Annotated in this window: 24 protein-coding genes and 1 tRNA gene; 3 read left to right on the top strand and 22 right to left on the bottom strand. The window is 54.3% G+C overall.

The annotated features are described in order from the left end of the window. On the bottom strand, positions 1 to 277 hold a 277-nt coding region (locus K0B87_04875; GenBank protein MBW6514069.1), incomplete at its 3' end, for a hypothetical protein. Positions 278 to 613: 336 nt separating this feature from the next. On the opposite strand from K0B87_04875, the gene K0B87_04870 reads away from it, so the two are divergent. After that, entirely contained in the window at positions 614 to 1,360 is a 747-nt protein-coding gene (locus tag K0B87_04870) for a hypothetical protein (GenBank protein MBW6514068.1), read from the top strand. A gap of 223 nt (positions 1,361 to 1,583) precedes the next feature. Here K0B87_04870 and K0B87_04865 read toward each other — a convergent pair whose 3' ends face one another. From K0B87_04865 to K0B87_04855, 3 genes are read right to left on the bottom strand one after another with little or no spacing between them, the layout of a single operon-like run. Next, on the bottom strand, positions 1,584 to 2,192 hold the full coding sequence (locus tag K0B87_04865; protein MBW6514067.1) for a lysophospholipid acyltransferase family protein: 609 nt from the start codon (positions 2,190 to 2,192) through the stop codon (positions 1,584 to 1,586). Then, on the bottom strand, positions 2,185 to 3,333 hold the full coding sequence (lpxB, locus tag K0B87_04860; GenBank protein ID MBW6514066.1) for a lipid-A-disaccharide synthase: 1,149 nt from the start codon (positions 3,331 to 3,333) through the stop codon (positions 2,185 to 2,187). Before lpxB ends, K0B87_04865 begins: the two co-directional genes overlap by 8 nt. A gap of 10 nt (positions 3,334 to 3,343) precedes the next feature. Beyond that, positions 3,344 to 3,910: a small multi-drug export protein gene (locus K0B87_04855; protein MBW6514065.1), complete on the bottom strand. Its 567-nt coding sequence runs from the start codon at positions 3,908 to 3,910 to the stop codon at positions 3,344 to 3,346. A gap of 157 nt (positions 3,911 to 4,067) precedes the next feature. On the opposite strand from K0B87_04855, the gene K0B87_04850 reads away from it, so the two are divergent. Further along, on the top strand, positions 4,068 to 4,565 hold the full coding sequence (locus K0B87_04850; GenBank protein MBW6514064.1) for a ferritin family protein: 498 nt from the start codon (positions 4,068 to 4,070) through the stop codon (positions 4,563 to 4,565). Between the two features lie 3 nt (positions 4,566 to 4,568). Here K0B87_04850 and recO read toward each other — a convergent pair whose 3' ends face one another. Both recO and K0B87_04840 read right to left on the bottom strand, forming a co-directional pair. After that, the gene (gene recO, locus K0B87_04845) at positions 4,569 to 5,327 is read right to left on the bottom strand and encodes a DNA repair protein RecO (protein MBW6514063.1); all 759 of its coding nucleotides are present in this window, start codon (positions 5,325 to 5,327) and stop codon (positions 4,569 to 4,571) included. Continuing rightward, positions 5,324 to 6,754, bottom strand: coding sequence for a DUF814 domain-containing protein (locus K0B87_04840; protein ID MBW6514062.1), 1,431 nt, complete (start codon positions 6,752 to 6,754; stop codon positions 5,324 to 5,326). Before K0B87_04840 ends, recO begins: the two co-directional genes overlap by 4 nt. A gap of 83 nt (positions 6,755 to 6,837) precedes the next feature. Here K0B87_04840 and K0B87_04835 point away from each other — a divergent pair, with 83 nt between their 5' ends. Beyond that, entirely contained in the window at positions 6,838 to 7,710 is an 873-nt protein-coding gene (locus K0B87_04835) for a hypothetical protein (GenBank protein ID MBW6514061.1), read from the top strand. 260 nt (positions 7,711 to 7,970) lie between these two features. On the opposite strand, the gene K0B87_04830 is transcribed toward K0B87_04835, so the two are convergent. The 16 genes from K0B87_04830 to K0B87_04755 all read right to left on the bottom strand — a co-directional run. Next, positions 7,971 to 8,468 (bottom strand): ECF transporter S component, encoded by a 498-nt coding sequence (locus K0B87_04830; GenBank protein MBW6514060.1) that lies wholly within the window; start codon positions 8,466 to 8,468, stop codon positions 7,971 to 7,973. Positions 8,469 to 9,054: 586 nt separating this feature from the next. Further along, positions 9,055 to 9,570, bottom strand: coding sequence for a hypothetical protein (locus K0B87_04825; GenBank protein ID MBW6514059.1), 516 nt, complete (start codon positions 9,568 to 9,570; stop codon positions 9,055 to 9,057). Continuing rightward, positions 9,557 to 9,925, bottom strand: a complete 369-nt coding sequence (locus K0B87_04820) for a hypothetical protein (protein MBW6514058.1) — start codon at positions 9,923 to 9,925, stop codon at positions 9,557 to 9,559. The genes K0B87_04825 and K0B87_04820 overlap by 14 nt, the downstream gene beginning before the upstream one ends. A gap of 7 nt (positions 9,926 to 9,932) precedes the next feature. Continuing rightward, a tRNA-Ser gene (locus K0B87_04815) sits at positions 9,933 to 10,022 on the bottom strand. Positions 10,023 to 10,025: 3 nt separating this feature from the next. Next, complete coding sequence (locus K0B87_04810) at positions 10,026 to 10,487, bottom strand: nucleoside deaminase (protein MBW6514057.1); 462 nt, start codon at positions 10,485 to 10,487, stop codon at positions 10,026 to 10,028. Between the two features lie 25 nt (positions 10,488 to 10,512). After that, a complete protein-coding gene (locus K0B87_04805) occupies positions 10,513 to 12,315 on the bottom strand; it encodes a hypothetical protein (GenBank protein ID MBW6514056.1) in 1,803 nt (600 codons plus the stop codon). Next, positions 12,278 to 13,051 (bottom strand): 16S rRNA (adenine(1518)-N(6)/adenine(1519)-N(6))-dimethyltransferase RsmA, encoded by a 774-nt coding sequence (rsmA, locus tag K0B87_04800; protein MBW6514055.1) that lies wholly within the window; start codon positions 13,049 to 13,051, stop codon positions 12,278 to 12,280. The genes K0B87_04805 and rsmA overlap by 38 nt, the downstream gene beginning before the upstream one ends. A gap of 84 nt (positions 13,052 to 13,135) precedes the next feature. Then, positions 13,136 to 13,312 carry a hypothetical protein gene (locus tag K0B87_04795; GenBank protein MBW6514054.1) on the bottom strand — a complete coding sequence of 59 codons (177 nt, stop codon included), beginning with the start codon at positions 13,310 to 13,312 and terminating at the stop codon, positions 13,136 to 13,138. Between the two features lie 313 nt (positions 13,313 to 13,625). Further along, complete coding sequence (locus K0B87_04790; GenBank protein ID MBW6514053.1) at positions 13,626 to 14,687, bottom strand: M42 family metallopeptidase; 1,062 nt, start codon at positions 14,685 to 14,687, stop codon at positions 13,626 to 13,628. 9 nt (positions 14,688 to 14,696) lie between these two features. Further along, positions 14,697 to 15,092, bottom strand: coding sequence for a cupin domain-containing protein (locus tag K0B87_04785; protein MBW6514052.1), 396 nt, complete (start codon positions 15,090 to 15,092; stop codon positions 14,697 to 14,699). Between the two features lie 85 nt (positions 15,093 to 15,177). Next, on the bottom strand, positions 15,178 to 16,305 hold the full coding sequence (gene ribD / locus K0B87_04780; protein MBW6514051.1) for a bifunctional diaminohydroxyphosphoribosylaminopyrimidine deaminase/5-amino-6-(5-phosphoribosylamino)uracil reductase RibD: 1,128 nt from the start codon (positions 16,303 to 16,305) through the stop codon (positions 15,178 to 15,180). Beyond that, a complete protein-coding gene (locus K0B87_04775) occupies positions 16,262 to 17,446 on the bottom strand; it encodes a hypothetical protein (protein ID MBW6514050.1) in 1,185 nt (394 codons plus the stop codon). The genes ribD and K0B87_04775 overlap by 44 nt, the downstream gene beginning before the upstream one ends. A gap of 4 nt (positions 17,447 to 17,450) precedes the next feature. Further along, entirely contained in the window at positions 17,451 to 18,215 is a 765-nt protein-coding gene (locus K0B87_04770; protein MBW6514049.1) for an NAD+ synthase, read from the bottom strand. A 340-nt stretch (positions 18,216 to 18,555) separates the two neighbouring features. Then, positions 18,556 to 20,070, bottom strand: a complete 1,515-nt coding sequence (locus K0B87_04765; protein MBW6514048.1) for a TonB-dependent receptor — start codon at positions 20,068 to 20,070, stop codon at positions 18,556 to 18,558. 8 nt (positions 20,071 to 20,078) lie between these two features. Continuing rightward, on the bottom strand, positions 20,079 to 22,952 hold the full coding sequence (locus K0B87_04760; protein ID MBW6514047.1) for a tetratricopeptide repeat protein: 2,874 nt from the start codon (positions 22,950 to 22,952) through the stop codon (positions 20,079 to 20,081). A 92-nt stretch (positions 22,953 to 23,044) separates the two neighbouring features. Continuing rightward, a partial coding sequence (locus K0B87_04755) for a hypothetical protein (protein MBW6514046.1) occupies positions 23,045 to 25,211 on the bottom strand: 2,167 nt, incomplete at its 5' end.

Genomic DNA, 25,211 nt, shown 5'->3' with positions numbered 1-25,211 from the left:
CGACCAGGGGGGCGTGGCAGACATTGCAGTTTTCAGAAGACGTAAGGTCCTTGAGGCAATGGGGACATTTGAAGGTCGTGATCTCACCCTCATTGATCTTGAACGTGGATTCGTATTCGTAACTGCCGTAATAGGATGAAAGCCAGATAGTACCATTTTTATCTCCGATCTGGGTGATGAGCTTGATCGCTGGAACGCCGTCGATGAGTTTGCTCTCATCTCCCAGTTCTTGTCCGCATGAGGGGCATTTAACCGTCAGCTTGTAATAGGGGTCCATCATTCCTCCTCTTATCTGCTTGGTTTTTCCAATTATAATTTAATGCCATTGCAGCGCAGAACAAGATAAAGTTATGTCCTGCGCAAAATGTTGTTTAAGCCTTGCCTCGGATATCTTGATTCACCATCTGCAGAGTGGAAAAGCGTACCATCAGGACCAGATCATTTTACAGGCATAAAAATTAAAAGAAGGCAATGCTCGGGAATGGAGTATAATATTATAGATAGCGCATGATCACGATGGCACTTCATCCAGTTGGGATGCAATTAAAGCTTGACAGATTCTGCGTGGTTGCTTTAAGAGTAACCAGTAAGCTATAGCTTAAAGGAGATTAAAATGCGTAAGTTCTTATTTCTGCTCATAGTGGCAGTGATCGCGATGGGTATGTTGCTGACCGCCTGCGAAGAAACCGGTGATGATATCACCAACCCCGATGATTCCGAGTGGTCATTGTTCTTCGTCCCGATGGGCGGAGGGGCCAAACCCGAGTCCCATTATGTAACCGTCATGTGGATCGGCGATACAGCCAACCCCAATCCTTCCAGCGTTTCCGTCAAAGTTGGCGAAACGAATGTAACCCTGGAATTGATACCCTTCATCAATGCCTGGATGGGCGAAGCAACCGTCACCCCGGGACAGCAATATGATGTTAAGCTCGATGTAAACGGAAGCACCAAGGTCAACACGACCCTGAAAATTGTCTACAACGCGCTCGCCCAATTCCCCGCGAATTACAATCCCAGCGGCACCGGCTCAATGAGTTGGACCCTGACCGCCGACAACCAGTCCCAGATGGCCTCCGCCATATCCTTCGACAACGATACCATGGCTGAAGACATCTTTGATCATGAACTTCTGCCCTCAGACCGCTCCTATGTGTTCCCGGTCAACGCTGTGCAAAACTATGGCAGCTTGACCACCTACACCCTGGAGATCACCCAGATGAACTTCAAATACCGCAACAAAGTCATGGTGGTCTCAGCCCAGTCCGACAACAAGGATTACGGCTTCGGCGGCAAGAGCAGGGACACCCAGGAATACATTGCACGGTATTGCCTGCGCCTGCTTAATCACATCCGCTAAACTCATAACCAATCATTTCCTGGCCGGGGATTTCTTCCCCGGCCTTTTTTCCTCCCGCCCACATGGCTCCCCTTATCAATACGGTGTCATTACGGACTCATTACGGACAAAGTCCGTAGTGAGTCCGTATTGATAGCGCAATGATAAGGAGAGCGTAAGGGTATATGTATGTACTGTATGACGATAGCGGTGATCGAGTGGAAAACGTTTTGGGCTTGGAGCCTTAATTATTGATCAGCAAGCTTTCCAGCTCTCTGAAAGCCTGGCGGAGCTGGCTTTCGGCAGCGGCGAATTCTTCCCGGCTCGGCACAGAGATCGGATCTCCGTAGGAGACCTTGATCCGGGAAAAGGGTTTGGGCACCCGGAAGCGGTCCCAGGAATTCAGCACCCATTCCCTTTCAGCATGGGCGACGATGGGTATGATGGGGACCCGGGCCAGCAGGGCAAGCTGGAACAATCCTGGCTGGATCATGCCCACGGGGCCTTTGGGGCCATCTGGGGTGATGGCCAGGCTGTGGTTTTTAGCCAGGCGGATCATCTGTTTCAAAGCCTGCGATCCATGGCGGGTGGTGGATCCGCGCACGGTTTTGTAGCCCAGATACTTCAGAGGCCCGGCGATCAGTTCTCCGTCCTGGCTGGAGGAAACCATGACCACGGCGTTGCTGAACATCCTTTGCATGGCCAGCAACAGCAAGTTTCGGTGCCAGAAGGCGTAAACGCAGGTATGGCCGTTGGGCGGCTGGTTTTGGACATCCCATTTGAGCGTTGCGTTGAGCAGCCTGAGCAGCCAGGCGCCGCATCGGGCTTCGATCTTCATGAGAAGTCTATTCATCCAGCCCCAGCAGTTCTTTTACCAGGCGGAGCATTTCCACGCTGGTTTGGCGATCCGAGAGCAGCGCTTGCAGGTGTGAGAGTTCCTGCTTGAGGGAGGCCATTTTGTCCGGATCGTCGAGCAGTTCCAAAGCCCTGGTTTTGATGTTTGTCGGAGTAAGCTCGTTCTGGATCAGTTCGGGCAGGAGATCCTTGTCCAGCACGATGTTGGGGAGCCCGATGCGTTTGACGTGGATGAGCTGCCGGCCGATCAGATAGGAGAGGGGAGAGGCTTTATAGCAGATCAGCAGCGGTGTCCCGATGTAAGCCGCTTCGAGCGTGGCAGTGCCGGAGGTGCTGACCAGGAGATCAGAATACTTCATCATTTCATAGCGGTAGCCGTCGATTACACGGATATTCTTCAGTCCGGAGCTTTCCAGCAGGTCCATGAACAGGGTATGGCTGACAGTGAGGGCTTTGGAGACGAGGAACTCAAACCGCCCCGGATCAAAGCGCTTGGCGGCTTGCAAAAAGATCGGCAGCATGCGCCTGATCTCCACATCCCGGCTGCCGGGCAGGAATCCCAGCCACTGCTTATGCTCGTCCAGGCCATAAAATTGGGCAAAGCGGCCTCTATCCAGTTCGAAGCTGATCTCCTCGGCAATGGGATGGCCGACGTAGGTGGCGCTCACGTTGTGGATCTCCAGAAGTTCCTGTTCGAAAGGCAGGATACAGGCCACCTGGCGCACGCTGGCCCGGAGTTTGTGCACCCGCTCGTGTTTCCAGGCCCAGAATTGGGGGCAGATGTAATAGAGCACGGGGATGCGCAGGTTGTCGGCCAGATTGGCGATCCGGAGGTTCAGGCCAGGATAGTCGACGAGGATCGCGAGGTCTGGTTTTTCCTGCTTGAAGAACCTTTGCAGGCGTTTTTCGACCTTGAGGAAAAAGGGCAGATGCGCCAGCACCTCGGAAAAGCCCATCACGTTGAAGCGGGCAAACGGAAAGAGGGGTTTGAGCCCCTCGGCCTGCATCCTGGAGCCGCCAATGCCGATGTGGCTGACCCCGGGGATCGCCGCGTTGATGCTCTTCATCACCAGGCTGGCATGCAGGTCGCCGGAATTTTCCCCGACCAGCCAAAAGATGCGATGGGACTTTTCAGCCATGGCCTGCTTCCTAAAAGAGTGAGATTCCCAATACCGTGATGGTCGTGACCACGGTTGCCGCCAGCAAAACTCCGGCGAAGATCCAGAGCAGGGATTTCCAGAAGGGCAATCCAAAGAGCTTGGCTGCCAGCGAACCTGTCCAGGCGCCGGTTACGGGCAGAGGTATGCCCACAAAGACCGCCAGGCCGTATTCTGCATAGCGCTCTACCACTTTTCCCCTGTTGCGGGCGCGGTTGCAGATCCAGTTCGAGAACCGCGCGCCCCAGCGGAATCTGCTGATCAGCGCCAAAAACCATTCAATGAACAGCAGGATCAGGGGTATGGGGATCATGTTGCCCAGGATGGACAATCCCGCCGCCTCGTACCAGGGCATGCCAAAAACCGCCATGGCCACGGGAATGGCGCCGCGCAGCTCAATTATCGGCACCATGGAGATCAGGACCACGACCAGCCAGGGGCTGATACCCCTGTCTTTGAGCGCAGCGGCGGTCCTCTGGCCGAACGATTCGGCGCTCAGCATCGATCCGCTCAGCAGCAGGATCATTACAAGGATCAGGAATCTGGTCCGGATAGGCAATCATACTCCCATGAAATTCAAACTCACTAAAAGCCATTTTTGGCGGCCGAGGTTTTTTGACAAGCAAAATTCCGGTTCCGGCCAGGCAGGGAAAAAAACCCCTGCGGCAAGCAGCCTGCCGATTATACTATCTTAAAAACATCATGAGGTATGGAACATGACCCAGAAACAGGAACTACTGGCATCGATCAAGAAAGCGATGCAGGGCGAGAAAGACAGCGTTACGCTGTATGAGAACGCGGCCGCACATGCCACCGACGCAGAGGTGAAAGACTTTTTCACCTCGCGCAGGGAGGAGGAAAGGTTGCATTACAACTATCTGCTGAACTATTACCAGCAAATTTCGGGCGATCTGCAGCCCGCGGATTTTGCCCCATCGGCAGACGCAGGCTCCCATCCGATCTTCTCGGCCAGCTTCATCAAACGGATCGGCGAGGACCAGTATCTCTTTTCGGCGATCTCAACAGCACTGCTGCTGGAAAAGGACGCTTTCGAGCACTATCGGAAATGCGCCGGGCAAACTGACGACACCAATCTGACCCACTTTTTCCAAACCCTGGAAAAATGGGAAATGAGGCACTACGACGAGCTGCTCAGGATCCAAAAGGAAGCGGAGCAATTCTATTGGGAGGCCAACCGGTTCGAGCCTTTTTAAGGTTCAGCGGTAGAACTGCTCCAAGACTTCCAGGCTGCGCAATTTTAGAGGCCTGTTGTAGTGGGACAGGTAAAAATCGGCAAAGATCCGGTTGATCTGGCGTACGCATTCGCCCTCAAGCCCGATCGTACTGACGTGGTCCCCGATCCGGGGCAGCAATTGCAGTATGGTCGAGCCTTGGGAGCTTAAAAGCTCGTATCTGACCTGCTCTGATGATGGTTCAAAGCAGTCAGGGCAGATCAGGATAGCGGCTCCCTTGTCGTAGGCGATGATCTTGCGGCCGGAATCATGGCAAACAGCACAATGATCGGGGCGGAAGGGCGTTCCCAGCAGCGTGAAGACCCTGAGCAGGAAGCGCCACCAGATGAGGATGGCGTTTTTATCCACGGACAGCAGATAGTCGAGAAACTGGTGCAAGAGCTCATGATACTGGGGATTCTCATCGCTGGGAATGATGAGCCGGGAATACAGTTCAATGGCGCATTCCGCCGCTGTCCAGCTTTCCACTTTTCGTGAAAGGTCATACTGGCGGGCGAGCGAGAATTCGCACAGCAGGTACAATCCGCCCTCCTGCGGTTCGTAGAGGGTAAATTCGTAGTCACAGAGCGGATTGAGCAGGTCGGCCTCCGCTTTCTTGCGGATACCTTTGGCGATGATCGAGATCAGGCCGCGTTCCCGCAGGAAGGCTTTCAGGATCAGGCTGCTTTCGCTGTAGGGGCTGGTCTTGAAGATTATTCCGCTGTCTTTGATCCTGGCTTTCATGGCTTGAGTTCCTCGCGTACGGCACGCAGGTCCTTGGGATCGGCAAATACGGTGTGGTGATTGGTATAGGTGACAAATCCAGGCGCGCTCTTGCGCGGTTTGCGCACATGGCGGGCCTGGGTGTAGTCCACAGGGACGTTTTGGGAAAAGCGGGCTTTGCTGTACCAGGCCGCCAGGCTGCAGCAGATCTTGATCAGATCAGGGCCCGGAGCGGTTTTCTTGAAACAGCGCAGCAGGATGTGGGAGCCATGGTAGATGCGGGTATGGAACCACCAATCATGGGGCTGGGCCAACTGGGTGGTGATGAAATCGTTTTCTCTGGCCTTGCGCCCGATCACGATCTCAAAGTCTTCATTCAGGCGCAGGCGCAGCAGTTTTTCCGCCTGGTCCAATTTTCTGCCCAGACTGGCAAAATACCTGCCCCGGGGGGCGTAAACCAGTTCGCCTTTGTCAACCCGGCCCAGGATGTTTTCCAGATGCCTGATCTCAAGCTCGGTCTGGGATATATTTTCTCTGATGACCTCGGCCCCCCGTTTGGCTTTGTGATACTTTTTGAGATAGAATTGCAGGTTTTGCTGGGGGCTTTTATCCGCCTGGAGCGGTATCTCGATGCTGGCCAGGGCTGGGTCGAAATAGTTGGTGGCGATCAGGCTGGTCTGGCCTTTTTTGATCGAGGTGAGGCCGGTTTTGAGGGTTTCGGCGCAGATCCTCCAGTATTCGGCTTGATCGGCGTCTTTGATTTCATCCTGTTGTTTGGCCAGCTTATGCCGCGCTTTGTTGAGCTCTTTGGTCCAGTGGGCCCGGATGCTTTTCAGGGCCTGCAGTTCGGCTCCGGCCAGCAGCACATGTTCATGGTAGTTGCGCAGATAGTCGTTGACGGTATCGCAGACTATCTTTTCGCCGCCTTTGGCAGCTTCGACGCTGAGGGGCAGGCTGATGTTTTCAACCCGGGGTTGAAAAGTGGTATGCGGAGCTTGATAGGGAAGCCGGGGCAATACCTGGCGCTGGGGATTGTCCGCGTAGGAATACTTATTCAGGGCATCGACGATGATCAGTTCAGAGTTTTGGACGGCCAGGATGAGATTGGGTTTGGGTGGGGTGAATTCCGCGATGAGCACATACTGGACCCTTTGTTGGTATATATCATTCTGCTCAAAGGCAAACTGGATTATGCGGTCGTTTTCCGCGATCCGGACGCTGCTTAGAGTGGCGTGCGTAAGCTGGTTCCAGATGCTGGATTCGGTTTTGGCGGATACAAAATTGTCCGTCCAAAAAGGGAAGCTGTCCCGGCTGGACGCGATGAGCAGCAGATCCCGCTTGTTTTTAAAGCGGACGCGGATGCCAGCATCAAAAGAGTGGACGCTTTCCACCCTGGACCCCAGAAGGCCATGCTCACTGGTCCAGGCTCGTAAAATGGTGTAATTCATATCGCTCACTCAATTATTCTTGACAGCAAAACCGCCATTGGAAAATCTGGGTCATTATTATGAAAGCTGATAAGGAGTCAAGCATGAAAGCAACAACATGGATAATAGGAGTTATACTCGTCATTCTCGCCATCATTTTTGGGGCGATGTGGATAAATGCGTCAAATAAAGCCAAAGGCCTGGAAAAAACCAGGGCTGAGCTACAGCAGCTTTATGATGACTCGAGCCTCACCATCAACGAAATCCAAGGCAGCCTTGATGCTTTGGACAGAGAGATATTGGGAACCATCGGCAGGGATAGTGAACTTCCGGCCGGAACTCCGGAAGAAAGGCGGGCCAGCATCATCAATTCCATCGCCAACGCCCGCACCAAGATCGAAGAATACAAAGACCAGATCAAGAGTTTGGAATCCAGGCTCGCTTCCAGCAGCGGACAACTTTCGGGCTTGCAGAGCATCGTGAACAGGCTTAAAGCCTCGGTATCCGAAAAGGAACGTATCGTCAGCGAATTGGAAGGACGGGTGGCTGATCTTTCCACAACCCTGGAAACCGAACGCCAGACCGCGCAGGCAGAGATCAATCTGCGCGAAAGCATGCTCAAGGAAAAAGATAATGTCATCACCAACCAGAGCATCGAAAACAACCAGCTTTACTACGCTGTGGGAACCCGCAGGGAACTCCTGGACAACGGGATAATCGACCGCAAGGGCGGCATCCTGGGCATCGGCCGGGTCTCGACTGTCACCCGCAATGTCCAACTGGCCAAGTATACGGCCTTCAACCTCCTGGACACTCAGGAACTCACCTTCCCCGCCACCAAGAAAGGCTATGCCATCCTTTCCAACCACGTGGCGGCTTCCTATGAAGTCAACAAGGTTGGAGACGAGTACGTGCTCACCGTGACCGATCCCGAGCTGTTCAGAAAACAGAAAGTGTTGGTGATCGAACTGAAATAGTTCTTTCTCAAGAATGCAATCAGCCACCTCTTGTCGGGGTGGCTTTTTTTATCCTATAAGATCAAGAGGGGAAATCCCCCTTATATTCTGAACATTGGTTTCCAGGACGTTTCCCGCCGGATGCCTGCCAGGCGGGCGGTTATCCGGGGCGATACGCAGGTGAAACGTATGTTCAGAATTTGTGGGTTTTATAAGCTGATTTGGCTTGTGACCCAACAGGTGGGTTCGAGGCTGCGAATTGGGGCCAATCTCAGGATCGGTCAGAGATCGAGGTACCTGGCCGCCTCATAGAGTGCCCTGCCGCCAATGAAACCAGCCGAAGCCTGGACTACGTTTACGGGCAAATCCGCCATGGCCACGGCCTTGCCCAGTTGGGGCATGAACCATTCTCCCACAAAGTATCCGAGCACGATAAAAGCGCTTCCCAGCAGTGGAAAAACAAATTGCAGCAGTCCCTTTTTCTGATGGGCCAGGCCGCAGATAAAACCCTCAATGCCTTTCACCACAAGCGTAATCGGCGCGAACAGGGGAAACAGCAATAAGTCCGCGATGGCGCTGCCGATCCCGCCAGCCAGGGCTCCGGCTTTTTTGCCCGCGTAGAGGCCAACAAAGACGATCATGACATCGCCAAAATTGAAAAATCCGCCGCCCGGAACCGGGATGGGGATGATCATGGTGGCCACGGTCACCAATACGACAAATCCCAGGATCTGGTACCACTGGCTGGTTTTTGATTTCTTCCCAGCATGGCAGTGCATGATCCGGTTGTCGATCATTTCGCCCTTTTCCCTGGCTTCGTTCACCAGAGACAGCAGCATGGAAAGGAGGATGGCCAGCCTGGCCCTGAATCTATGGGCAAAACTGTGTTTTGAGCTTTGTTCCGAGGGTAGCAGGCGCTGATGGAACGCCAGTTCCGCGTGGGCGCTGAAAGCAGTGTTGTACAGGACTTTACCGAGGATCGCATACTTGAGGATGCCAATGCGGAGCGGCAGGCGGAGGATATCGTCGAAACTGACGCTGCTGAAGAACAGCTGAAAGGTCAAAACAGAATTCATGAACAGCAGGATCCGCTTCAGGCCAAACTCCAGCCAGAACAGAACCGAGCCGGGCTCGCCTTCCGGAGTGCGCACCCTGATCAGGCCAAACATGCAATAAACCAGGATCAGGGACACGAGGAAGGGCAGCATCATTTTATAGCCTGCCAGCCAGCGTTTGCCGCCCCGGACGCTCAAGAGCAGAATCGAAAGGACAAGAAAACTGGAAACCTGCACTGCCAGGTTGTCCATGAAGATCCCGCAAACAAGCACCAGTACGGCCAGGAGCAGAATCAGCGAAAGGCCGATCTTAAACTGGGGTGGCATAAACCTTGCTCAAGCTGGCCGAAACGGGCTCAAAAACAACGCGCCGCGTATCAGGAACCGGATCCGCGTGCGAAGCATGGATCAGGCAATATGAAGATATGTGCCCGGCGAGGAAATCGCTGATCTGAAGCTGGAACAGAGATTCATCGAGCACTATGCAGCAGGGGCGGTTTTCCGCTTCCACAGCCATGCACAGGTTATCCAACAGAAAATCGACGGTGTCTTTTTCGGTCTTGATCTCAGCGTGGGGTTTGATCAGGCTGGCATAGGCTTTTGTGGTCTGGATCTGATGGTGCATCTGCTGCTCAAAATACAGGGTGTAAATATCAGGTTGGGCCAGTAAGCGGGGCAGGAGGAGCTGAGTTATGAACGAACTTTTCCCGCTGCCGTTGGCTCCGCTCAGATGATAACTTGCGCCTGCTGTGAATTCAAGGCAGGTCTCAATCCGCAGGCTAAAATCCGTCCAAATGGGGTGGAGGGAGGGTTCAATCTTCAGCATCAGAACTTTCGCTTAGGATTTCTTTCGCCGTTCCTGCCTCGGTCAGCAGCCTGCGCACGATCGTCTTGTTTTGCTCGTCCAGCGAGTGCCAAAGATCGACAAAGAGAATGCGCGGGGCAGGTGAGTACAAAGCCAGGAGGCACATCAGCAGGACTTTCTGGCCGCCGGACAGAGTGGCGGTTTCGCTTTCCAGGCCGATCCGCTTGCCGGTTAGTTCTGCAAATCTATCATTGACATCTGCAGTGGACTCAGTCGACAGATTGTAGAGCAGTACTTCATCGCGCAGTTTGCCGCCAGCGATCAGAGGGCTGCGGGCATTGCAGATCAGATGGGTGTCAAAGCGGTCTTCGCTCATCTCAAAATGGCGGAGAGTCAGGGATTCGAACCCTGGGTACCCGTGAGGATACAACGGTTTTCGAGACCGTCCCGTTCAACCGCTCCGGCAACTCTCCATTTCATGTTCTTTTTTCCAGAAAGAAGCTTGTCAGCAGGCTTCCGCAGGCTTCTGCCAGCACGCCGCGAATCACCGCGGGATGATGGTTGAAGCTCTTGTCGGCCAAAACATTATAGACGGAACCCACAGCGCCGGCCTTGGGATCGGAAGCTCCCAGAACCAGAGCGCCCAACCTGCTCCAGATCATCATTCCAGCGCACATAAGGCAGGGTTCCAAGGTTACATACAAAGTGTAATCCTGCAGGTACTTGATTTTTTGGGACAGGATTTTGTCAATGAGCAATTTCTCCGCGTGGGCCAGGGGATCCGAGTACTGGCGAGTCCGGTTATGCTCCGAAAGTACATATTCGCCGGCTTTGACGAGCACCGCGCCGACCGGTATCTCGTTTTCGGAAGCTGCCTGACGGGCTTCCTGCAGCGCAAGCTCCATCCACCTTTCGTGCTCTTGATACTGGGTTGGCATGGCTCCCATTAAATTTTTCCCCATCTCAAAAATGAGCGCTTAAGCTCACCGAAGTACGCCAGTCCAGTTCATTCAGGCTTTCCCCGACAGGATTGAGAGAAAACTCCAGCAGGGAAAAGTCGGTGAATTTCCAGGCAAATCCGCACATAAGGTTGTATTCTTTCCAGGTTCCCCAAGAATATTGAGGTTTCAGAACATAGTACACATCCTGGATATCGTGCTTCAATGTGAACGCCGCCGTGTAGCGCGTGTTCTTGAAGTTGATGGTGTAAAACGAGCCAGAGTAGTCGGCGTATTCATTGCGCTCAAAACCAAAGGTCAGATCGGTCAGGAGGGCGCTGGTGCCTTTGTTCCGATAGGGAAGCAGCAGCCAGCGCTGGTCCTGGGATCGGGCGATGAAGGGGAAACTGTCGAACACGAGCTTGTATTCCAGGCTGAGCTGACGATAGAGCGCTTTGTCCGCTTCGTCGTAAACATAATCTGTATAATCCGCGCGGATAAGATAGGATTGGTTGAAAAGCAGGCGGTCGCCGATCAGGATGGCGCATTCGGGATTGTAGATGAGGCTGTTGGTGTGTTTATTGTTGTTGGAGAGGATCTCGTTGATGTAAACGTCATCGGTCAGGTTCCAGAAAATGGCGTTGCGCAGTTTGAGCCTGTCGCGCCAGTAATGCACATTGCCCAGGTTGAAGCGGATGTTGCGCAGGTCATTGTCCCAGCGGTTGTTATCGTCCGGGAAACTGGTGATCTGCAGGTCGACGGAAACACCGGCGGAGAGGGTGTCCCCAAAAATGTACTCCCAGGCCAGATTGGTGCCCAGATTTCGGTTTTCGGTGTGACGCGTATTTTGGGCGTTGCTGAATTCTTTGATGGCATAGCTGTGTTTCAAAACAGTATTCCAGCCCAGCTTGCTCCAGGGAGCCAGGCTGAAAGCGAGGGAAGCCTGATTAACCTGGTCAGCGTTGTTGCGGACGACGTTTTCCTCAAGTTCGATCACTCTTTGGGTGAAAACTTCCTGCAGTGTGACCTGGAATGATTCCGAGGGGCTATAGCCGAGGAAACCCGAATAGAGGAGGGATCTGCGTTTTTGCCTGTCGTACAGTTTATAGAGGCCTCTGATCCTGTCAGGAACGGTCCTGTCCGGGCCGAGCACAAAAAGGTCATCCCGGCGTTGGCTGAGGTTGAAATTGTTGTTGAAAGCCAAATAGTCGCTCTGATGGTGCAGATAGGCATTCAGGGAGGCCGATTGGTAATACTCCCAATCCATTTTTTTCCGGTCGATTTCCGCTCCCAATCCTGCCCTCACGCCACCAAATCCCGCGCCGGCAGAGGCCCGGCCAAAGAGCTGATGTCCATCGCTGCTCATGATATTGCCCAGCAAATAGCGGTCTTCTTCGGAGCGCAGATATCCTTTCACGCCGGCTTCGATCAGCAGACTGTCCGTTGGCAGAAAACCAAGCGTGTAGCCCAGGAATCCGGTCTTGCTCCTGTAGGGTTGGAAACTTTCCTCGAGGTCGCTGTAATCGAACAGGTATTGGTAACCGGATTGGAAGCTGTGCCTCAGCATCTTGCGGTCCAAGGCCAGATCCAGTTCCAGGGCTGATATCTGGTTTTCCTGGGAAAAGCTCAGGCGTTCTTCGCGATAGGTCAGGCCCCTGACCTTCAGCAGAGAGGAGCGCAAAGGCGACATTTGGTACTGCAGGTTGTTTTCCACGTTGCGCACGGACCGGTTGGCGGAGAAGCTGAAATCCAGATTGTTGTACTGGGCGACAAGGCCTGTTCCGAAAAGGCTAAAAATGACGGCTGAGAGCAATGAATTCAGCTTCACTGAGGCTTTCTCCGCGGCGTCCCAGATCGATGCCGCTTTGGGTTTGGACTTGTTCCAATCTGCTTTTGTCCGCCAGGCTGCTGAGATTGTTGCGCAGGGTCTTGCGCCGGTGCGCGAAGGCCAGGCTGATCAGGGACAGGTATTTTTTCAGGTCGGGAATGTCGGCAGGCAAGGCCCTGGGTTTGAGGCTCAGGACCGCCGAATCCACTTTCGGGACGGGCTCAAAACATTCCCTGGAAACCCTCATCAGGATCTCGGAATCAAAGATCCTCCTCAGCCGCAGGGTCATGACCCCATACGCCTTGCTGTTTGGGGAGGCGCAGATCCTGTCTGCCACTTCCTGCTGGACCATCAGCGTGATCCTGTTGAAGCTCTGATGGTGCTTTTCCAAATGATGCAAGAGGGGAGAGGTGATGTTGTAGGGGATGTTGGCCGCAAGTTTGATCGGCTCGTCATATTCGGCCAGTTCCTGCGGCCAGTTCACTTTGAGGATGTCCCCCATGACCAACTCAATGGAATCGCCGAATTCGTCGCGCAGGGGCTGTTCCAACCGCCGGTCCAGCTCAAAGGCTTTGATGCTGCAGCCTGTCTTCAGCAAAGCCCGGGTCAGGATACCTTTGCCGGGCCCGATCTCCCAAACTGTGTCCGCCGCGCCTATCCCGGCTTGTGCCACGATCTCCGCCGCAATATCCGGGCGGATGAGGAAATTTTGTCCCAGTGCTTTGACCGGTCTCAATTTAGCGCTCCAATAAAAAACAGATCACCCATAAAACAATGTTCTCAGGGCAATCTGCATCTGATGCGCGGAAAGCATTGCCGCTTAGGCGCTTAGTTTTTCAGCGGCGATCTTTTTGCAGTTTTTGCAGACCTTGTGGGTTTTATCCCCAACCTTGACCTCATACAAGAGTTTGATGCCAGTGTGATGGCAAACGGGACATTCTCCACGTCCCCGGCTGGGAAGCTTTTTTATCTCTTTTCCACGATGCGTTTTGGGCATTATCCAACTCCTTGGTTTCTTATATGTGCCGATAGCTCATGCGAGTACCGGAATAAAACCATAAATACCAGACCGCGTTTTGCGTCAACTGATATTTGGTCTGGGCCTCTGTGTTAAAGCCGCCCATGGAATTTGAAGCAACGATGCCTGCTATTCCGGAAGCGGATGCCAGTCCTGTTTTGGCACAACACATTCCTTGCTTTGTTCGGGATGTGTGAGGTGAAACTGCCAGGGGAAAAAGGTACCGGCATCAGCGGGATAAATGTCCGCGCCGATGCCGGAAGCTATTGGTTCGTATCTGCTTGTGGCTGTGCTATCGCGTCAGATCGAGCTTGTCGTCCAGGGAGAGGACAAACTCGGTTATCAGCCTGACGGCGGCGTCCAGATCCTTGAGCGAGATCACTTCGTTGGGCGAATGCATGTAGCGGTTGGGGATGCCGACCACGGCCATGGCTGCTCCGCCGCGCAGGTCGTGGATGGCGTCGGCATCAGTGCCAGTGCGGCCTGGAGCGATCTCCACCTGATAGGGGATCTTGTGTTTTCTGGCCAGTTCAAGCAGCCTGGCATGGATGGCGGGATGCATGGCCGCGCCGATGCTGAGGGTTGGGCCCTTGGCCAGCGCAACGTCGCCAAACAAGCGTTTGTCGGCTCCGGGGATGTCTGAAGTGAAGGTCACGTCGACCGCGATGGCGATATCCGGCTCGATCTGCCAGGCACTGGTCCTGGCGCCGCGCATGGTGGTTTCCTCGCCCACGGAGGAAACGGCGTAGTAATTGGCATTGATCGGCTTTTTGGCCAATTCCCGCAGCACGGCGGCAGCCACATAGACCCCCACCTTGTTGTCGGTGGCCTTGGAAACGATCAGGTCATCCGAGAGCTGCTCAAACACGCTACTGTAGGTGATGACGTCGCCGACGGCTACTTTTTTCAGTGCCTCATCCTTGTTGGAAGCGCCAATGTCGATCCAGAGGTCCTCCATTTTGAGTTTGGGCGTTTCGTCGCTGCCGCGCATCATGTGGATCGGTTTTTTGCCGATGATCCCGCGCACGATCTTGCCAGCGTGGTAGATATCCATCCGCAAACCGGGCAGCAAATTGACGTCGAAGCCGCCCAGGGATTTCACGTAGATGTAGCCCTGTTCGTCAATGTGGTTGATAATGAGGCCGATTTCATCCGCATGGCCAACCACCATCACCCTGGTCTTGCCGCTGCCTTTTTTGAGGGCGATCAGGTTGCCGTTGGCATCGCTGCTGATCTTATCGGCGTAGGGTTTCAGGTATTCGCGCACGACCTTTTGGGCGGGAGCTTCAAAACCGGACGGACTGGGGGCTGAGACCAGATCTTTCAGGAATTTCAGGTTCTTGGCGTTTGGCATTGTTTTTTCCTAACAGTTGTTCGCGGTCTCTTCCGCGAAGGGATTGACGGTTTTTTTCGGCTGGGGCTGCTCGTGCGGAATGATGCACAGGAACTTCATGATGCCGGTCCCGGTGTTTTTGAAGGCGTGCTTCAAGCCGGGATCCACATAGATGGCGTCATGGGCGGCAAAGGGCAGGTCGCCCCGCTCGGTCTGCAGGACGCCGGTTCCTTCCAGAACATAGACCTCGTGTTCCCAATCGTGGATGTGGAAAGGCGTGTGGCCCTGAGGCTCGACCTCAAACATGCGCAGGGCGAAATTCGGCGCCCCGTCCTTTTGGGCAACGAGCCAGCGGATTTTGGTACCGGCCGCGCCTTCCGCGTTCACAGGCTCGAGTTTGGCCTGGTCAAAGTGGATGATCTTCATTTATTCCTCCATGATGGATATTGGATTATCGGCTTGCTGTATGGTAAGCCTGATGATATGATAAGTTAGTTCTGCGGTCTGGCCATCAAAAAACCGGATAGGCCCGGACCAGTAGATCATTGCCTAAAGCCTCGCAGGAAACATCTTCCAGGGCCAGAGCGGATGAGATCGTGGGAATGTCAAACTCTAACAGCGCGGCTTTTTTCCCGCCCAGGATCTTGGCCCCATAAAAGATGTGGCATTTATCCACCAAACGGGCGGAAAAGAAGGCTGAAGCAAGTTTGCTGCCGCATTCCAGGAGGATGGCGTAATGTCCCTGCTGATGCAGGATACCCAGGATCTCCCGCAGGTTCAGATTATTGCCGGACGCGGTCACGGGATGGATGGAAACACCTTGCTGCATCAGGATCTCCGCCTTGGGCGATCTGTCCCGGCCCCGGGCACAGAAGACCAGGGTGGGATTGCTGCCCTGTCCCGCGACCACGCGCGAATCGAGGGATAGCTGCAGTTTTGGGTCCAGAACGGCGCGCAGCGGCTGTTTGAGAGGATTGCGCAGGCGCACGTTCAGCTGGGGATCGTCGGCCAGAACGGTGCCAATTCCTGTGAGCACGACATCCACTTCCGAACGTAGCTGGTGCACCAAAGCGCGGGACTTTTCGCTGCTGATCCAGCGCGAGGAACCATCTTGGGCGGCATATTTGCCATCCAGGGACAGCGCGGTTTTCCAGATCACGAAGGGACGGTGCTTTTGCATTCGGCAGAGGTAATACTCAAGCTGGCGCGAGATCTCAGGTTTCATAATCCCCGGAACGGCCTCGACGCCAACTTCCTGGAGCCGGAGCATGCCTTTTCCGTTCACCAGTGGATTGGGGTCAAGCAGGCCAAAAACCACCCTTTTTATCCCAGCGGAGATGATCGCCTCGGTGCAGGGAGGGGTTTTTCCGAAGTGGGAGCAGGGTTCCAGGGTCACGTAAAGATCGGCTCCGCGGGCTTGTTTTCCCGCTTTGGCGAGGGCCTGGACCTCAGCGTGGTCGCCGCCGCATTTTTGCGTCCAGCCCTCAGCCATAACTTTGCCGTCCTTGACAACAACCGCTCCCACAAATGGGTTGGGAGAGCAGATGCCGCGAGCGTTTTCGGCCGCCTTGAGGGCCAGTTTCATGTACTTGGCGTCAGTTCTTTGGGTAGCGTTCAAGATTTTTCCTCGCTGGTTCATAGTTGGGGTCTGTGTTCAGGATTTCCCGCCAGAGGCCGATCGCGGCTTCCGTGTTGCCCAGTCCGGCCGCGCAGGCGGCAAGGTTGTTGCGGACGTTCAGGTCTTCCGGCCTCAGGACCTGCAATTGCCTGAGCGCGGCTTGGGCCGGCAGCAGTTCTTTTTCGCTCAGATACAGGGTTGCCAGGGCAAAGCCGGCCTCGAAGAAATTGTTGTCCAAGGCCCAGGAATTAAGGAAATCCTCCCGCATCCGGTCCTTGTTTTTGGCCAATTGCCAATACAGGGCGCGGTAATAATAGAGGTCGGCGCAGTCTGGATATTTTGGGAGGCTCTGTTTGATCAGATCCCAGGCAAGCTGGTCATTGCCGTTGCCCAGGGCTTCGGCTATTTCCCGGAAGAGCTGGTTCTGCGCGTAATAGAGCTGGGGGCTGCCGTTCAGGTTTTGCTTGATCCGCCAGCTGCCAGTGGATGAGCTCAGAAGTACGGTCCAGACCAGTTTCCGGTTCAGTTCCAAAACAACGATCGCGCTCACACCATCATCGGCGGCTCCGGCGTGGAGGATATCGCAGCTTTTTGTCCTGGCCAGTTCTGGAATGGTGGAAAGCAAATGCTGATAGCGCTTTATCAGTTCCGGGTCGTCCAGTTCGTTCTGGCTAAAAGCTCTGGTTTGCTCCCAATTATGGGCGATTATGGCGTCAAAGAAGCCCAGGGCAACAGTTTCCGGGGTTTCCGGTTCCTCCGGCCGCTCGTGCTCAAAGCCGAGTTTTTCCATCAGATAGGCCACGGGGAAATTGGCCGGATATTGGAATTTCGAAAGCCAGGCCAGCAGCGCTGTGCTGTCTCCTGCGGCTTTTTCAGCTGGGGTATTGCCTTCCAGCTCGGGTTGGGGCTGATAGCACCAGAGATCTATGAAGCGCCTGGCAGCCTGGCCAAACTCCGTGTTGGAATCGGCCCGGAAAGCGGGAAAGGGGCTGACCTTGCTGGCGTCGAAACTTGCCGCGTAGGGGCATGATTCGGGGCAGCGGAGGTCGATGCGAAGGCCGTTGCAGCATTTCCAGCCGATCAGTTTGCCCCTCAGGCGGGGGCAGTTCCGGACGCTGCGTTCAGACCTGCATTTGGCGCATCTTTCTTTATTCAGCAGCATGGAGTCACTCCAGGACCGGGGGCATCTGACGCTTGAAAGCGGACCTCTGGATCATCTTATCTACTTTCAGGTATTGCTCCAGAGGAAAATCAAGGTTTTCCGTAGCTTGGATGTTGATGTCCAGATCCGTGAGGGCATAGACGATCTCATCCAGTTCCTGATAGGGCATTCCCAGCTCCGCTTCGTCGGTCTGGCCAGCCCAGAGATCGGCCGTGGGGATCTTGTTGACGATCCTGGCAGGAATTTCCAGCATCCTTGCCAATTGCCAGACCTCAGTCTTGTAGAGGTGCCCGATCGGTTCGAAAGCGCAGGCGGAATCGCCATATTGGGTGAAATAGCCCACCATAAGTTCGGTGCGGTTGCTGGTTCCCACAACCAGAGCGTGGGTTGCCGCGGATATGTCATACAGCACGCACATCCGCATGCGGGCCAGCCAGTTTCCCTTGCGTAGCGGGGAAAGGTTGGATTCAGACTGTTCAAAATAGGCGTCGGCCATGGGCGAGATATCCACATACGCGTACTGGCAGCCAAGCTGGTTGATCAGCACAATCGCGTCACCATGCGAGTCGGGATGGCTCGTTTTATAGGGCATGGTGACAGCGGTGACGTTTTCCCTGCCCAGGGCTTTTACGGCCAAAGCCGCGCACACAGCGGAATCCACGCCGCCCGAAAGGCCGAGCACGACCTTGGAAAATCCCGCGTCATGCGTGTAATCCCGGATAAAGGAAAGGATTCGCTCCAGTTCCAGGCTCATATCCAAGTTGCGCAAATTAACCTCCAGAAGAGATAAGTCATTTCAGGGCAGATTATCCAGGACAGCTTTTTGGTCAAGCACAATTCCGGGAACGCTTGTTTGGAATCTCCAGGCTTGATTTTTCTCTGATCGGAAGCCTTTTGCCCTCTTGATCATTACGCTATCAATACGGACTCATTACGGACTTTGTCCGTAATGAGTCCGTAATGACACCGTAATGATAAGGGGAGCCATAAGGGGGAGAGATGGGCAATAAACTGCAGAACAGACAGATAGACAAGATAGTGTGAACAAAGATCAGGATATCACGCGTTGGTGATAGTCGCGCAATAGATTAGATGGCTAATACTGGCAATCAGCGCAAGGGCAGGTAGGAAACCGAGACAAACAGAGTCCTGCCCGCTTGGGGGAGGTCGCCGTAGTTGCGATAGGGAGTGTTGAAAATGTTGGCCAATGAAGCTTTGAGGCGCAGGTCCCGGCTGAGGGGATATAGTAGTGAGAGGCTGAGATCCAGGATCTCGGGCAACTGCTTGCCCAATTCGTCTTCCTGAGCATAAGCCTGATCGAAGCTGGCTGAGATCTCCGTGTCGCCGAAAGCGAAACTGGTTGAGGTGACCGCCCTGAACATCGGTGAATAGGGGCGGCGCTGCCAATCCGAGCCGGGAAGGTGTTCCAGATCGAGGTTCAGTGATTGGTTCAATTTCAATCCGAATAGATTCAGGCGCAGATCGAGGGCGCTGTGATTGGCGAGCAGCTTTTGATGGCTCAGGATGGTCTGATTTCCATTCTCCAGAGTGCCCAGCAAGGGCTCGTTGTAGGCGAAGCTTGCATTGTGGGAGAAGGAAAGCATGCTGAGAAATCCCTCTTGCCGGAACAACTGGTAGGCTTTAAGTGACAGATCCAGAGGCACCAGAGTGAACTGTTCTCCTTCCGGAAGCAGCGTCCAGGGATGGATTTCGCCCAGTTGGGAATAACTGTGGCCGCGCAATTTTGCCTGGTTGCTCAATTCCAGGTATAGATTGGGCTTCAGCACGATCCTTTTGTGGATGTCCACAGCAGGCAACAGGCGATGAAAATCCGTCATCAGACCAAGGTCCAGCTCTGGAGTTGCCGAACTTATGAAGGGGACCTTGTACTGGATGGACAGGGCATGGCTGTCATCCTGCAGCCAAAAACCGTTGCGCAGGTTGTGCTTTTTCCAGGAGAGGGAGTGGGAATGCTCAAATCCGGGGATAAACTTCACATCAGACACAGCAGTCGCGGATTGGTCCAGGTTTTCCAGGCTTAAGCGGGTTTTGAAACCTGAGAATTCGAGAGGTCCGAGCTTGAGTTCCCTCAGTTCATTGTGCAAGAAGTACCCGAAGAGGGAAGAGGAAAAATCGTCGCCGCGGGAATTCTGGAAAACCAGACCGTGGTCGAGGGAAAACTTAGGTCCGAAACGGGTTTGGAGATGGCCATCGGTGCGGGTCAAAAAACGGTTGGAATCGGGAACTCCGAGGTTGGCGTCGAGCGACAACAAGGGCATGAAACGCAGGGTGGGATAGTAGGAGGCGTGCAGGCCCGCTCCGAAAGATGAATTCATGCCCAGATTCAGATACAGGGGGCGGATGAGGCCTTGCATCAGGGCCGGGGGCTCATGCTTGACCTCCAAAACCCGAGGGACCAGCGGGGCCAAAGAATCAGACGGAACTTCGGTGGGGAAGAGGAGGGCCTTTTTGAGCAGGGGGGCCTTGACGACAGTGTCCGAGCCAATCTCCACGGGAGGGAGGATCTGAGGTTGGGCTGTCAGAGCAAGAGTCCAAGCCAGGCAGACAAGGATCAGGAAAATAGCGCGGCGGGATGCGGGACGGGGAATTTTGATGTTGATCACAGGCCCGCCTACCTTCTTTCTTCAAGCAGCAGGCGGATATTGCGGACTTGTTCGGCGCTGAGTTCGTCGCGGACTTCGTCAAAGGTGAGCTGCGCTTCCTGCAGGGCTTCCAGATTGATCAGGCAGACAATGTAGTGGTAGCTGGCGGGGATGTAGACATCAGGTAAATCCTTGTGCAGCAGCCTGATCTTGCGAAAACTGCGCAAGGCTGCTGAATGATCCCCAGATTCAAAGGCGATCCTGCCCAGCCAGTATTCGCTCCGTGCCCGGAACCAGGGATTGGGCTCGCTATCCAGGATCGAATCCGCGAGGGCGGCTGCGGTCAGCAGATCGCCGGTGTGGAAGAAGTATTCGATCTGATTGAGCTTGCCCTGGGGATGGGAAGAATGGTAGGCCTGGCCTTGGTCCCACAGCTCCCCGAAGCGGATGAAGCCGTTTTGGGTTGAGAGATCGAGCATACGCAGCCAGAGATCCGGTTCCGGCGACATCTGAAAGGCCTCCAGATACCGGTCCAAGGCAAGCTCCGCATTACCGGTGAGCACGGCCAGTTCAGCCCATTTGATCAGGAGTTCGCGGCTGGGGGAGCTGGAGTGGATCTGCGAGGCCAGGCTGTCTGCCGCGCCGTATTGATCGAGCTTTACCAGGGATTCCAACATCAGCAGCTCGATTGCGTCCCGCCTTGACTGCGGAAGATTGAGCAAACCGCGCAGGGCGGAGGCTTCCGAGAGCAGTTCAGACCAGAGTTCGGCGTCGGCATAGAGCTTCACCAGAAGATACTCCAGCTCGAATTTGATGTAATCGCTCCTGAAGGTTTCGATGACTTCAGAGATCCGTTCTATGCAAGCGGCCGCATTCAGCTGGCGGCAACTGATCTCGATGCCGGTGAAGGCTTCATTGAGCAGGACGAGTTCAGCATCCGCGACGGAGGTGTGGGCAGTAAACCTGCGCAGCAGATTGAGCCAGGTTTCCAGGGATGCGTCGTAGGCCCCCAGATTGTATTGGGTGTTGGCGATTCCAGCCAGGGCCTGCAGGTAATGCTCGGATTCCGGGAAATCTTCCAGGAAGCGGTCATAGAGGTCTAGCGCGCGTTGCCACTGTTTGCCTTGCGCGGCGGCTTTGGCAGCCTGGAAGAGGTAAATGTCGGCGTTCAGGCCGCCTGTGGCCAGGTCATAATACAGGCTGGAGGCCTCGTCGTATTTCTTCATGTAATAGAGGGTGTAGGCGCGGTAGGAGAGGGCCTCTGTTTTCTGGTGGGGCGTGCTGGCAAGCCCTGAGGCCTGTTCATAGATGGCCAGGGCCCTTTCGTAATCTTTCCTGCTGAAGCTGATCCCAGCCAGGAGCACAGTCGCGTCGAAGTCCATGGCGCTTTCCGGCAGGGTTTCCAAAACGCGCAGTGCTTCTGTGAATTTGTCCTGATAATAGTAGGTCTGGGCCAGGCGCAGGAAGACGGTCGGATAATTCTTCTCGGAGAGGGCAATGTCGTTCAGAAGCCGGGCGGCGTCGGCATACTCCGAGGCCAGGAAATGAAGTTCAGCCAGGTAGAACTTGGCCTCGTCGGACCAAGGGGAGCCGGGATGTTCGCGCAGCAGCCTTTGCAGGTTCAATCTGGCCTGGCGGTGATCGCTGCGCAGGTAGTTCATCATGCCAAGGCGGAAGAGGGCGCGGTCGCGGTATTTTCCCTGCGGATGGTAGTTCAAATAGCGATTGTAGGCATCCAGTCCGTACTGGATCGCATCGGTCTGATAGTAGGCTTCGGCGATGCGCGCGTCGTTGTCGTCGACCAGAATGCCGGTCAGTTCATAATCCAGGGCTTCGATACTGTAATGCAGGGCCTGCCGGAAACTTCCCTGGTCGAAGTGGAAAACTCCCAGCAAGTGATAAGCTTCGCCCCGCCGGGCATTGGGATCCTGCAGGAAATCCCCGAGCTGGCGGATCGCGGCTGCGGGATTATCTGCATACAGGATCTTCAAGCGCTCGAGATAGGAAAGATAGGCCAGTTCGCGATCCGGCGAGCGCAGGAAACCGCGGAACAGCGAATCAGCTTGCGCAGTCTGGCCAGTGTGCTTGAGAAGCACGGCCTGGTAATAGATCTTGGTTTTCGACTTGCTATCCAGGGAATCCAACAAAGCGGCAGCCGTTGGATATTCTTCCAGCTCCAGGGCCTTTCTGACCTGCAGCAGCCGCATTTCTTCAGTCAAAAATTCCGGTTGTTCCAGCAGTTTGCCCAGATGCGCGTCGAATTCATCGTACAAGCCTTGGGTGAGCAGGTAACTCAGCCAGGAGCTGTGGTATTCCGTAAATGAGTCCTGCTCAGGCTGAGTGGCTTCCAATAGAGCCAGGGCCTCCTCAAAGCGGTCCAGCTTCAGGAGGATCAGGAAATAGTCGTAGCGGACTTCATCAGGATCATCCTGCAAAGCAAGGACATACTCCAATTCGGCCGAAAGGTAGAAACCCTGCGCCGATTGGATGCGGCCGCGCCAAACCCTTGCCTGGTAGTTGAAATAGGAGTTGCTGACGTTTTTCAGAAGCTCGTCGAGCAAGCCCAGGGCACGCTGGTAATCCCCAGTGTAGTAACAACTCACGGCAAAATTCAGGTACACGTCGGCCAGGATATCGGGATGGAGGTCTTGTTTCAACAACTCAGCGTACATGGATTGGCTGAGGCGGTAATCCCCCTGCTTAAGGGCCAGGTTGGCGCGCAGGTAGTCCAAGTTTTGAAGGTAGGAGGAATTTGGGAACTGGCCGCGAAACGCATCCATCTCCGGCAAAACCTCTTCCAGATAGACATCTGAGTAGTAAAGCTCCACTATGTACTCATAATGTTCCTTTTCCCGCAGAGACTGCGCAGATAGCAGAGTGGAGAAGATCAAAAGAACTGCCATGAGAATGACGGAACGTGTCGAACGAAACCATGGGTTAGAAGAGAGCGCTATATTGGTTTTCCTGATTAGGCTTGTTTGCATTTTTAATCCTGCTATTTGTAGGGAAGGATCATGAATACGGCCGTTCCTTCGTTTTCCTTGCTTTTGATCACGATCTGGCCTCCGTGTAGTTCGGCGATGCGTTTGGAGATGGCCAGGCCCAAACCCAGGCCGCTGCTGCGATACTCGACCGTTCCGCTTTTATGGGCGTAGATCTCATTCAATTCGTAAAACTTGCGAAAGATGTCATTGATCCTGTGTTGGGGTATGCCGATGCCGTTATCCTTCACATAGAGGACCAGGGATTCCTTGTTGTCGATCTTTTCCTGGGGGAAGGCGGAACGGCGGGCCCCGATGACGATGTTGCCGAATTCCCGCGTGAATCTGACCGCGTTGAGTACGATGTTGTAGATCATGCGGTGCAGGGCTTCCCAGTTGGCGTGGAGGAAGGGAAGGTCCTTTTCCGTTTCCACCTTGATCTGCATCCGGCGTTGGCGGGATAGGATCTGGACTTCCTGATGCACCAAATCAAGGATCTCAGATACTTTGAGCGGTGCTTTGGGCAAGGATTTGGTGAGGTTGTAATGATTCATCGTGGTGATGTCATTGACGCTCATGGTCAGTTTGGTCACCGCCTGTTCGAGTTTTCCCAGAATGGCACGCCGCTCTTCTTCATCGGCATAGAGGTTTCTTTTCAGGCGTGAAACATAGCCCTGCAAAGTGGCAAGCGGAGTATACAATTCATGTGCCACGATCGCCATGAATTCGTCTTTGAGTTGTTCAAAAGCATTCAGCTCCGTGCTTCTCTTGATCAGATTGGCGTACTGGCCAGAATTCTTGATGGCGATGGCGACCTGTTTTAGCAGCAGGGTGATGATATCCTCGTTGAGATACATCTCGCGGGTGCTTTGGCCGTAATTGTCCAGATAAAGGTATCCAACTGTGAGGTCGTCCACCTGGATCGGGCAGCAAAAGATCGTCTGGATCGCGTAATCCTGCACGCTGATTGAATTTTTGAACCTGCTGTCCTGGGCTGCGTTGAAAGTGATCACCGGCTCAAGTGTCGATTGGCAGAGGCTGAGCGCGGTTTTACTGATCCCGGAGGCAGTGGACAGCAATTGCTTGTTTTGGTCCATCTGCACCTGGTAAAGGTTGTTGCCCTCGCTGTCCTTCTTGATCAGGAAACCTCGGGTGGCGTTGGTGAAATCTATGGCCGCGGAAACGATCTCGTTCTCCAGGTCCGGCATGTCCAGGACCCTCATGAGGTCGCGGGATATGTGCATCAACTGGTTCATTTTTTCCATGCGCAGGGTGATGTCCATGTAGTCCCAGGTGCGGATGATCAGGGCAGTCAGATGGTTTTTGATGTTCCGGACGATGGCCAGTTCGCTGGTGGTGAATTCAAGCTCGCCATTGTCGTTGAGGATCAGGAATCCGATCCTCTTGTTTCCTGACTGCAGCGGCACCACGAGCAAGTTCCTGTGTTTCTGTTTGAACTGGACGAGGCCGTCCGTTTCGAAGGAACGCTCGATGTGGGGCAGGGCCTCAGGGGGCAGGAGCATGTCCGGATCACAATTGAAACAAAGAAAACTGTAGAAATTGGAGATCTTTTCCGAATAGACCATCAGCCTGAATTGCCAGGGGGAGATGACCTGCGTCAATCCTTTCTCGATCAGGAATTTGACGCGCTGGACACTGTTTACGTTGGCGATATTGAAGAGCAGATCGTTCCATTTGCTGCGGGTATCCTTGCGGCGCGAGGCCACTGGGACCAGATTGAATTTCTTCAGGATCTTGAGGCTATGCAGATTTACAGTGAGGAAATTCTGTCTGTCATCCTCACTGATGTCTTGGGTTATCTGCTCCAGATATGCCCGGTATTGGGCAAATTCTTGTTCCGCGATCGCTTCGACGTTCAGTTCGAGAAGCAATTGGACCTTCATTTGCCAGAGTTCCACGATCAATTGGTAGTATTGACGGCGCTGGCAGTTTTCCAGTTGCTGGTTGATCTTTCTCAGGATGCTGCGCAGCGGGATCACCGGGTCCACCAGTTCCAGCTTGAGGGCCAGGAGCTCGAGATAGTACTCCCAATAGCGATACTGGTTTTCCTGGATCCCTGGCCGGGCAAGGTCGATCAGTTCACGGGCCCGGGCATAGTCCTGCAGGCCATAATGGCAAACTACCTGTAAAACGTTGAACACGGCCATGGCATAGTGGTTG

Source organism: Candidatus Syntrophosphaera sp. (assembly GCA_019429425.1).
GTDB lineage: Bacteria > Cloacimonadota > Cloacimonadia > Cloacimonadales > Cloacimonadaceae > Syntrophosphaera.
Note: the sequence above shows the minus strand (reverse complement) of the source record. Positions and strands in the feature narration are given on the sequence as shown.

Bases quoted from the DNA above. Each gene is read 5' to 3' on its own strand.
- K0B87_04870 (MBW6514068.1), top strand. From the start codon at position 614: ATGCGTAAGTTCTTATTTCTGCTCATAGTGGCAGTGATCGCGATGGGT.
- K0B87_04865 (MBW6514067.1), bottom strand. From the start codon at position 2,192: ATGAATAGACTTCTCATGAAGATCGAAGCCCGATGCGGCGCCTGGCTG.
- lpxB (MBW6514066.1), bottom strand. From the start codon at position 3,333: ATGGCTGAAAAGTCCCATCGCATCTTTTGGCTGGTCGGGGAAAATTCC.
- K0B87_04850 (MBW6514064.1), top strand. From the start codon at position 4,068: ATGACCCAGAAACAGGAACTACTGGCATCGATCAAGAAAGCGATGCAG.
- recO (MBW6514063.1), bottom strand. From the start codon at position 5,327: ATGAAAGCCAGGATCAAAGACAGCGGAATAATCTTCAAGACCAGCCCC.
- K0B87_04840 (MBW6514062.1), bottom strand. From the start codon at position 6,754: ATGAATTACACCATTTTACGAGCCTGGACCAGTGAGCATGGCCTTCTG.
- K0B87_04835 (MBW6514061.1), top strand. From the start codon at position 6,838: ATGAAAGCAACAACATGGATAATAGGAGTTATACTCGTCATTCTCGCC.
- K0B87_04830 (MBW6514060.1), bottom strand. From the start codon at position 8,468: ATGCACTGCCATGCTGGGAAGAAATCAAAAACCAGCCAGTGGTACCAG.
- K0B87_04825 (MBW6514059.1), bottom strand. From the start codon at position 9,570: ATGCTGAAGATTGAACCCTCCCTCCACCCCATTTGGACGGATTTTAGC.
- K0B87_04820 (MBW6514058.1), bottom strand. From the start codon at position 9,925: ATGAGCGAAGACCGCTTTGACACCCATCTGATCTGCAATGCCCGCAGC.
- K0B87_04810 (MBW6514057.1), bottom strand. From the start codon at position 10,487: ATGCCAACCCAGTATCAAGAGCACGAAAGGTGGATGGAGCTTGCGCTG.
- K0B87_04795 (MBW6514054.1), bottom strand. From the start codon at position 13,312: ATGCCCAAAACGCATCGTGGAAAAGAGATAAAAAAGCTTCCCAGCCGG.
- K0B87_04790 (MBW6514053.1), bottom strand. From the start codon at position 14,687: ATGCCAAACGCCAAGAACCTGAAATTCCTGAAAGATCTGGTCTCAGCC.
- K0B87_04785 (MBW6514052.1), bottom strand. From the start codon at position 15,092: ATGAAGATCATCCACTTTGACCAGGCCAAACTCGAGCCTGTGAACGCG.
- ribD (MBW6514051.1), bottom strand. From the start codon at position 16,305: ATGAACCAGCGAGGAAAAATCTTGAACGCTACCCAAAGAACTGACGCC.
- K0B87_04775 (MBW6514050.1), bottom strand. From the start codon at position 17,446: ATGCTGCTGAATAAAGAAAGATGCGCCAAATGCAGGTCTGAACGCAGC.
- K0B87_04760 (MBW6514047.1), bottom strand. From the start codon at position 22,952: ATGGCAGTTCTTTTGATCTTCTCCACTCTGCTATCTGCGCAGTCTCTG.